General features: G+C 44.1%; 9 protein-coding genes and 1 other RNA gene. 5 read left to right on the forward strand and 5 right to left on the reverse strand.

Translation table 11 applies throughout. From position 1 onward, the window contains the following. Positions 1-229 (forward strand): RsmE family RNA methyltransferase (locus tag A3735_RS14005; RefSeq protein ID WP_156499660.1); only part of this gene is annotated, 229 nt, incomplete at its 5' end. Positions 230-582: 353 nt separating this feature from the next. On the opposite strand, the gene A3735_RS14010 is transcribed toward A3735_RS14005, so the two are convergent. The 5 genes from A3735_RS14010 to A3735_RS14030 all read right to left on the reverse strand — a co-directional run bounded on the left by A3735_RS14010 (position 583) and on the right by A3735_RS14030 (position 6,170). Beyond that, the gene (locus A3735_RS14010) at positions 583-1,314 is read right to left on the reverse strand and encodes a putative porin (protein WP_068509190.1); all 732 of its coding nucleotides are present in this window, start codon (positions 1,312-1,314) and stop codon (positions 583-585) included. A gap of 305 nt (positions 1,315-1,619) precedes the next feature. Further along, positions 1,620-2,864 (reverse strand): UbiH/UbiF/VisC/COQ6 family ubiquinone biosynthesis hydroxylase, encoded by a 1,245-nt coding sequence (locus tag A3735_RS14015; RefSeq protein ID WP_068509187.1) that lies wholly within the window; start codon positions 2,862-2,864, stop codon positions 1,620-1,622. Positions 2,865-2,884: 20 nt separating this feature from the next. Further along, complete coding sequence (gene ubiH / locus A3735_RS14020; RefSeq protein ID WP_068509186.1) at positions 2,885-4,135, reverse strand: 2-octaprenyl-6-methoxyphenyl hydroxylase; 1,251 nt, start codon at positions 4,133-4,135, stop codon at positions 2,885-2,887. A 9-nt stretch (positions 4,136-4,144) separates the two neighbouring features. Further along, the gene (pepP, locus tag A3735_RS14025) at positions 4,145-5,461 is read right to left on the reverse strand and encodes a Xaa-Pro aminopeptidase (protein WP_068509183.1); all 1,317 of its coding nucleotides are present in this window, start codon (positions 5,459-5,461) and stop codon (positions 4,145-4,147) included. Positions 5,462-5,504: 43 nt separating this feature from the next. Continuing rightward, positions 5,505-6,170, reverse strand: coding sequence for a UPF0149 family protein (locus A3735_RS14030; protein ID WP_068509181.1), 666 nt, complete (start codon positions 6,168-6,170; stop codon positions 5,505-5,507). A gap of 159 nt (positions 6,171-6,329) precedes the next feature. Here A3735_RS14030 and A3735_RS14035 point away from each other — a divergent pair, with 159 nt between their 5' ends. From A3735_RS14035 to A3735_RS14050, 4 genes are all read left to right on the forward strand, one after another. Beyond that, positions 6,330-6,536, forward strand: a complete 207-nt coding sequence (locus A3735_RS14035; RefSeq protein ID WP_068509120.1) for a TIGR02449 family protein — start codon at positions 6,330-6,332, stop codon at positions 6,534-6,536. Then, positions 6,536-6,832, forward strand: coding sequence for a cell division protein ZapA (locus tag A3735_RS14040; RefSeq protein WP_068509122.1), 297 nt, complete (start codon positions 6,536-6,538; stop codon positions 6,830-6,832). Before A3735_RS14035 ends, A3735_RS14040 begins: the two co-directional genes overlap by 1 nt. A 73-nt stretch (positions 6,833-6,905) precedes the next feature. After that, positions 6,906-7,091, forward strand: a non-coding RNA gene (gene ssrS, locus A3735_RS14045) — 6S RNA. A gap of 78 nt (positions 7,092-7,169) precedes the next feature. Continuing rightward, positions 7,170-7,790, forward strand: a complete 621-nt coding sequence (locus A3735_RS14050; RefSeq protein WP_068512216.1) for a 5-formyltetrahydrofolate cyclo-ligase — start codon at positions 7,170-7,172, stop codon at positions 7,788-7,790. Positions 7,791-7,881 lie beyond the last annotated feature (91 nt).

Consider the following 7,881-nt stretch of genomic DNA (forward strand, 5'->3'; position numbering starts at 1 on the left):
CAAAGGTACACGCCAACTAGTCGCCCACCCTAGAGAAGAACAGGTCTGCCCACATCATCTCGAAGAAGCCTGCACCTTAATCATCGGCCCCGAAGGTGGCTTTACTGAGTATGAAGTAAACAAGCTCAAAGAAGCCGGTTTTGAAGGAGTTCATTTAGGCGAAAGAATTCTACGCGTAGAGACTGCCGTACCCGTATTGATCTCGCGTCTATTTGGGTCAACATTCTAGGGTAATTTTGTCCGCTAGTCGGACGTTCAAGTAGACTTAATTGATAAGGATGAAACAGCCAGATTGATTATCGAGTGAATGATTGAAAGTGAGCATTAGCGTTCTTTATCGGGAGCCAAGTAAACCGCTAACTTTGAGTTAAAAGCGAGCATTATTGAACTGTAGACATAACCCATCAAAAGAGCAGGAAGCGCTCACTTTTGAAAGCCCTAAGATCACTCACTACTGTTCAAAAATGTACTTTTCTTTTAATTGTTTTTAGTCATTCTACGGTCATAATTTTAGTAACACTTCAAATACATGTAATTATGTATTTGAAGTGTTTGTCTACAATGACGTCTTGGTAAATTAACTTAAAAGCGTAATCCAGCATCAAGAAATATACTATTATTACTATCAATAGTTAAGTATTTGGCGTTAATGGAGAGTTCGTTGGTTAGGAAGATTCTGCTCTGTATACCATAACCAGTTTCACCAGCCTTAATAATGTTTGCCCCAATGCTAAACTTTTTATTTAGGTAATAATCAGCAGAAAGGTCATAAGTATTATCATCGTCACCTTTTTCAAATGAAGCCTCAATGTTAACTGCAGTATCATCAGTTAACTTATTAACATACTTTGCATCTAAGTTAAGGTCATAGCCAGGCTCATGCAAATATGAAGTTGTTAGCAACAAATTTTCAATCGGAGAGAAACCCGCTGTAAGCCCCCAGTCTGTATCCGTTATTTTAGTTGAACCAAGCTCAGCTGAAGATCGAAGAATCACTGCACCAACGAAAAACTGAGTATCAGGAATATAATAATCAACTACTAAAGACGTAACGTTTGCATCAATTGGTCCCAGCTCCCCTATTCCATGAACTAACTGAACATTGCTTGCCTCTTCTAAGAAAGCGGATTCTGCTAATGGGTGGTTCTCCGTATTTACAGAGTCAAAATATAAGGTACCCATCATAGCTTTAAGGCTTGAGTCATTGTCTAAATCAGCATAACCAATACCAACTTCTGCTTTAAATGACTCTGAAAATGCTACTGTTGAAGCAAGAGAGAGGGCGATGGCTGAACTGATAAGTTTGATATTCATTTATTATATCCATATTGATTAATTCCATTCATCATCTGATGAAAATGCAGATTACTATTGTATCTAATTTTAATATTTAGTGCAAAAAATGGTACGCTTTTACTAACGAACTCTCGGCTTTCTGTGGCCTGAAGAATGCCCGCTTTAGCTCTCAACCTAAAGCAAACGTTTAAACCCGAAGCCTTAGTTCCACCAGTAAGCAAAAACCTGATAATTTGGCCATTTTAGCAATGGCCTCTAATGGCAAGTTTTGGCACTTCTAAGACCCCTGCGTAGCCATCAACGGCTTACTTAGGCGTACTAAGCTAAGCGATGGACAAGCCCATCGCATGCTTAACCAACTGTTTCTTGATAAAGCCCTGCTTATTTACAAAGTCCAGCCCTGTATTACGCACCCACCGAAGAAGTGGATCGGGTTGAGCAAATAAACGCTTAAAACCTTCCATCGCGCCCATCATCAATAGGTTATCTGCCTGCCGCTGTCGTTGATAACGTTTGAGCAAGGTGAGATTTCCCGGGCCCAGCTCTTGTTGGTCAGCCAGTATCAGCACCTGACTCAATGCAAAAACATCTTTAAAGCCCAAGTTCACACCCTGACCAGCCAAAGGGTGGATGGTATGCGCTGCGTCACCGATCAAAGCAAGCCCCTCAGCGACATACTCTTTTGCATGTCGTTGGCGCAGAGGAATACTATAACGCTCTGACACATCTTCAATAGCACCAAGCATTGATTCACTGGCTTTTGCTAAAGCCTGGCAAAACGCTTCCTTATCCAAAGCCATTAAAGACTTTGCTTGCTCAGGTGTTTGCGACCAAACAATGGAGCAATAGGCGTCGCTCATCGATGGGTCCTGCAAAGGCAAGAGTGCCAAGGGCCCTGTTTCAGAGAAGCTCTGCCAAGCCGTCTTGTTATGTGGTTTCTCGGTTTTGATGGTGGCAACGATTGCGTGGTGTTGATAATCCCATTCACGGGTCGCCATCGACAACCAGGTCCTGATTCTGGAATTCGCGCCATCAGCTGCAACTAATAACTTCGCATGTATCTGACGACCATCATCCAGCAGCAAAGAATAAGGAGCTCCATCTACCTCATTTTGCTTCAGGCTGCTAATACGCCCACCAAAGAAACGTTCAACATTCTCTTGTTGCTTTAAGACCTGATGCAAAGCCGAGACAATATTCTGATTCTCTACGATATAACCCAAAGCATCTTCATATAACTCAGCCGCACTGAAATCTATTTGGGCTGTACCTAGCTGATCCCAAACATGCATGTTTCGATAAGGAAGGATTCGCTCTTCGTGAATATGCTGCCAGGCCCCAACACTCTTAAGTAAATCGCGTGAGGCAAAGGTTAGTGCACTGACTCTTGGCTCAAAGCCATTTACATCCTTAGGCTTAGACGGAGAGTGCTGCAGAGATTCTGCCGACTGCGCGTCAATTAAAGCAATTGAAAAGCCGGTATCACGTAGCGCGGCGGCGAGAGAAGCGCCCACCATCCCCGCACCAACAATCGCAATATCAAATTCTTGAGTACAAGCATCACTCATAAGATTAATTCTCTCTAAACCTAAGTATTAAAATGTGCTTTTCGGTCTGCCAGACCCATTGCTCGCTCTGCAAATATCGTTTTCAAGGGAGCGATGTTGTCGAGACCAACCAGGCCAATATCTCGCGCTAGGTTTAATATATGGGAAGGGTTCGCAAATACTTTGACCAGCTGATCACTTAAAGCAATCGTTTTATTCTGATCATCCATTCTCGACTGACAAAACTTATTCAATGGCGCCAGGGAACGATAATCCAAACCCTGCTTTACTGACTCATCAATATAAGCCAAGAAGGCCGCCACACCACGAATGGCCAAATTAAACCCTTGCCCTGCGACAGGATGTAAACTATGCGCGGCATTACCTAAGAGCAACACACCGGCCCGACATTGCTCTTCAGCTCTGACTAATTTCAACGGATAACTTACCCGTTCACCACAGCGTTCAATCGGACCTAGCCGCTCACTGAAACTCTCTTCCAAAGCTTTACAAAATTCAGCATCGCTCATATCCAAATGTGCCTGTATCTCTTTTTCGTCATGTGTCCAGACCAGTGCACAATCAGACTCCCTCAAGGGCAACATTGCCAATGGGCCTTTCTTAGTGAAGCGCTCAAACGCAACACCTTCATTTGGCAATGCAGTACTGACGTTAGCCACCAAGGCATGCTGAGAATATTTTTCCACTTGATAAGCAATGCCTAATAGCTTCGCAGTGCTCGACTCCGTACCATCTGCAATCACCATCAAGCGAGTGTTTAGCACTTTCTGCTGTTCAGGCTGCTCAATTGAGCTTAAGTGCACTTGATGGAAGTCTTTGCCTTGAGATATATGAGAAACCTTCACACCACTATAAAAAGGTAGTGATCTCTCATACACCTTGCTTAACAAACTCTGGCCCAAGCACTGATTCGGCACCACATAACCTAAGGCTTCCTGTCCATACTCTGCTGCATGCATCCGGGTGGTTCCAAAGCAGCCTTTTTCTGATACATGAACCTGTTCGATGGCACATACCGAAGGCTCAATATCTGTCCAGACATCAAGCTGCTCTAAGATTTCTCGCGTGCCCCAAGACAAGGCTGTCGACCTCGCATCGTAGCTAGGAGTGTACTCAGGTATATCTTTAGAGAAGGCAAAGGCATCAATCATGACGACATCAAGGCCTAGCTTAGATAGCCCCAAAGCAGTGCTTGCCCCGACCATTCCAGCCCCGACAATCAATACATCACAAACACTTTTTTCTTCTAACTGGGAAAATTCTTGAGCCATGTGTACTCCCTAAGACGAGGCCTGCGCCATAATGGCTTCAATATCATGAATCGTTTTCGGGACATCTTTAGATAGCACCTGATGAGACTTCTTGGTAACAGCAACATCATCTTCTATACGAATGCCAATGCCGCGCCACTTTTTCGCCACTTCTTTATTGCCGGGAGCGATATAAATACCCGGTTCAACCGTAATCACCATACCGGGCTCAAGCTCTCTCCATTCACCGTCGATTTTATACTCACCAACATCATGAACATCCAAGCCCAACCAATGGCCTGTTCGATGCATATAAAAAGGCTTATAACGCTCCTCTTCGATAATTTCATCCAGCTCGCCACTGAGCAAGCCCAGATCGAGCAAACCCTGGCAAATTACCTTGACCGCGGCTTCATGAGGATGATTCCAGTGACTCCCGGGCTTCACTGCTTTTATTGCGGCTAATTGAGCATCCAAGACGATTTGATAAATTGCCCTTTGCTCGTCAGAAAATTTTCCGTTTACCGGAAAGGTCCGAGTGATATCTGAGGCATAACAATCCAATTCACAACCAGCATCAATCAAGACAAGGTCGCCGTCATTCAAGGGGCCGTTATTATCGATGTAGTGCAATATACAGGCATTGTCGCCTGAACCAACAATAGCTGGGTATGCTTGAGAGCGAGCACCATTATCCATAAACACCTTGCTCATCGCTGACTCAAGGTGATATTCATGTAAACCTGGGCGGCAAACCTTCATTGCCTCAATATGTGCTTGGGCAGATATTTCAGCAGCCTGTTTCATCGTCTTGATTTCGGTGGTACTTTTTATCAAACGCAGCTCATGTAGTGCGTGCTCCAAGGCAACAAACTCACCAGGTGGGTGAGCACCATTTCTAACTTTACTGCGAATAACGTTGATCCATTCCATGACGCGACTGTCAAAGACAGCATCAAGGCCCATCGAGTAATAAACTTTATCCGTTCCCTCAATCATGCCTGGGAGGATTTCATCTATATCAGAAATGGGAAACGCATCATCGACACCAAACATATCAATTGCACGGTCTGGCCCGGCAATAAATCCATCCCACATTTCTTTTGTCGGGTCTCGCTCTCGGCAAAACAAGATGCTCTCACCGTGCTCTCGGCCCGGAATAATCACCAACACTGCTTCCGGCTCAGAAAACCCGGTCAGATAGAAGAAGTCGCTATCCTGACGAAAGGGGTAATCAACATCCCGGTTCCGGCTTTTAACCGTTGACGAGGGCAGTATCGCAATTGAGTTTTCACCCATGTGTTCAGCCAGATAAGCTCGTCGGCGTGAGAATTCTTTTTTATTCATCTCTTATTGTCCTGAGTAGCAGAATCTTGGTCAGCAATTGTTATTAATGTAATGTCGGTGTATCTGGGTCAATATCGGAAATAGCAGCTTTTTCTTCAGTCGAATCTTCTACTTCGGGCTGATTAAACTCAGCATATAAGTTAAGCACCCCCACCCTTACATACTCCACCACTTCAAAGAACTCTCTTTCACCCTCTTCAGTAGGCTCAACGCGAGGGTCCAGCTGGCAAATTTCAACCAGGTCTTTAAGAATTTCTTCCAGATCCTTCGATGCAGAATTAAGTCGTTCACTTGCAGAAATAGCGATACCTTCCAAAAAACCCCTTACCCATAACACCATTGCCTCAAGTCGTTCGGATAAAACATAGTCATCGTCTGGCAATAATAAGGTAAAACTACTCGAATCCTTATCGATACCCTCTGATACTTGGCTATAAAAAGCTAACAAGTCCTCAACTACATTAGCTTGAGCTGCAACATTTAACTCATCGACGCCCATATGTTCTAAAACCTGAGCTAAAAAGTCATTCGCCGTACGCTTAATGCCGCCGGTAATTTCCCCAAGTAATAAGCCATGTAACTCACTCGGGTGATTGATCGCACCTTGTCGGTTATAGACATTCGCCAACCAGTCAAAATCACTCTCCTGAGCCTCTTCATTTTCAAGCTCATCTATATCCTGCTCGGAAAACTTGTCTTTTTCTGTCATTTATATCGACCTTTTATCAAAAATTGAGCGAATTATACGAGACCTGCGACTGGATTGCGAAAGCGAGTTGACCCTCACGCTAGGCCAAATTATAGTTACCCCTCAATATACCGAATAGTATTGGTTTATTCTTCAATATTTGACTATCAAGGTAACTAAATGGAAGCGTCACAACTTAAAACGCTTTCTGGCAAAGTAGAGCAACTTCTAAACTACTGCCAGACGCTTGAAGCAGACAATTTAGCGCTAAAAAGCAGCCAAGACGATTGGCTGTCCGAGCGGACTAAACTTCTACAAAAAAATGATCTTGCCAAAAACAAGATTGAATCAATGATTGGTCGCCTAAAAGCTCTGGAGCAAGGTTAATGTCCGACGCCAACACACTAAAGGTCAAAATCCTTGAAAAGGACTACCTGGTCGCCTGCCCTCCTGATAAAAAGGACGCTCTAGAAAATGCTGCAGGGCACCTTGATGAAAAAATGCGAGAAATACGCTCGTCAGGAAAAGTTCTGGGCATTGAACGAATTGCGGTCATGGCAGCTCTAAATATTGCATACGAATTGCTCGAAAGTGGTCGCGATAAAGAAGGTGACCAGGAGATGTTGCTATCACTTGAAGAAAAGCTTGATCAAGCTTTGATCAAAGCAAAAGCACAGGCCTAATTGAAACCCTGGGCAATTTGTTTTTTTTCGTAAAAAGCCCTGATTTTTATCTAGTTTTTTTATATGATGGTTTGGCGTTCTGGAATGCTGGCTTGCTAGATAAGTCCTCGAGCCGATAATAACACCTTGGTAATCACATCATGTGATGTGTGCAAGTCCCCCGGTTTATCTGGATGGGAAAGCCTAATTTGCATATAGTGATCACCCCCTTGAACTTTCGGGTTCAAGGCCCTATCTGGCAGCGGCATTTTGGGCGCACCAAAATCAACACTCACAACAGAGCGTTGCTTTTGTTTAAACCTATCCAGCTCTATCTTATTGACGATACAGCCCAAAAATGAGTCTTTCTCAAACCTCCCCCGCCACCTTAATTCAAGAAAAAAAGCAGCTTCGTAGAGAGCTCCGCCAACAACGCCGCCAGCTCACCAAGCTTCAACAAAGAACAGCTTCAACGCATTTACTCAAAAATCTGAAACGCTTTGGTTTACTACTGAGGGGCAAACATATTGCTTTGTACTTAGGCAACGACGGTGAAATCTGCCCTCGATCACTGCTCACACTAATACAGAAATGGGGAAAGACAGCATACTTGCCCGTCATCCACCCCTTAAAACCACAACAGATGATTTTTTGCCAAGTCTCTGCATCAAGCCCTTATATCAAGAACCGTTTCGGTATTGAGGAACCTGACTTTAAACGCTGCAAACAATTCAATGCTAAACAACTGTCAACAGTGTTAATGCCACTGGTAGCATTTGATAGCGAAGGAAACAGAATGGGAATGGGAGGCGGCTTCTATGATCGCACTTTTGACTATAAGCGACGGCTTCCTCAGTGCAAGCCTCGCTTGATTGGATTAGCACATGAGCTGCAGAAGATGGACGCGCTTCCGGTCAATGACTGGGATGTCAGCTTAGATGCGATCGTCACCGATCAAGGTATCTATGCAAAAAAATAAGCCTATGCAGAATCAAACGAGCAAAAAAGCCGAGTAATTCTTTATGAATAGAGAGTTTTAGTAGCGGCTGGCTGAACGATCAAATACATGC

Source organism: Oleiphilus sp. HI0061, assembly GCF_001635675.1.

Excerpts from the sequence above, each read along its gene's own strand:
- A3735_RS14030 (WP_068509181.1), bottom strand. The coding sequence starts at position 6,170 with ATGACAGAAAAAGACAAGTTTTCCGAGCAGGATATAGATGAGCTTGAA.
- A3735_RS14015 (WP_068509187.1), bottom strand. The coding sequence starts at position 2,864 with ATGAGTGATGCTTGTACTCAAGAATTTGATATTGCGATTGTTGGTGCG.
- A3735_RS14050 (WP_068512216.1), top strand. The coding sequence starts at position 7,170 with ATGAGTCTTTCTCAAACCTCCCCCGCCACCTTAATTCAAGAAAAAAAG.
- A3735_RS14040 (WP_068509122.1), top strand. The coding sequence starts at position 6,536 with ATGTCCGACGCCAACACACTAAAGGTCAAAATCCTTGAAAAGGACTAC.
- A3735_RS14035 (WP_068509120.1), top strand. The coding sequence starts at position 6,330 with ATGGAAGCGTCACAACTTAAAACGCTTTCTGGCAAAGTAGAGCAACTT.
- A3735_RS14010 (WP_068509190.1), bottom strand. The coding sequence starts at position 1,314 with ATGAATATCAAACTTATCAGTTCAGCCATCGCCCTCTCTCTTGCTTCA.
- pepP (WP_068509183.1), bottom strand. The coding sequence starts at position 5,461 with ATGAATAAAAAAGAATTCTCACGCCGACGAGCTTATCTGGCTGAACAC.
- ubiH (WP_068509186.1), bottom strand. The coding sequence starts at position 4,135 with ATGGCTCAAGAATTTTCCCAGTTAGAAGAAAAAAGTGTTTGTGATGTA.